The sequence below is a fragment of the Priestia sp. P5_B4 genome (assembly GCF_056400385.1).
Genome location: NZ_JBFULJ010001498.1, coordinates 1 through 555, shown reverse-complemented (window position 1 = coordinate 555; position 555 = coordinate 1). Strand labels below are relative to the sequence as shown.

The window sequence follows — 555 nt, the reverse complement described above, 5'->3', positions numbered from 1 at the left end:
ATATCATGTTTGCGCACACGGCCAAGAGGATCAGTAGTTGGCACTTGATCTAGCTTAATCCCGCGTTCTCTTGCTGCTTTGCGAGCTGCAGGAGAAGCAATTAGCCATTGTTTTTGATTTCCTTGCTGAGGCGCTTCAGCTGCTGGCGCTACTTCTTCAACAGTTTTTTGCTGAGCTGGAGCCGCTTCTTGCTTTGGTGCTTCCTCTGCTGGTTTTTCTTCAGCTTTTGGTGCTGCTGGTGCTGAAGCTCCTTCTTTCGCTTCAAGACGTGCAATTGTTTCACCAACTTGCACTGTGTCGCCTTCGCCAGCAAGAAGTTCCGTTAACACACCAGAGTCTTCAGCTGTAATTTCAACGTTAACTTTATCTGTTTCAAGTTCAACGATATAATCGCCTTTTTCAACGAAATCTCCTACTTGTTTTAGCCACTGTGCAACTGTTCCTTCAGAAATTGATTCTGCTAATTCCGGTACTTTAATCTCTCCCATGGTTCATTCCCCTTCCTTATCGTGTAACAACGTCGTTAGCAATTTCATTTTTAGTTAATGCATTAAC

General features: G+C 44.1%; 1 protein-coding gene. It reads right to left on the bottom strand.

Going from position 1 to position 555, the window contains the following annotated elements:
• On the bottom strand, nucleotides 1-488 hold a 488-nt coding region (locus AC1DRF_RS31815; protein WP_477742805.1), incomplete at its 3' end, for a biotin/lipoyl-containing protein.
• Nucleotides 489-555: the final 67 nt, after the last annotated feature.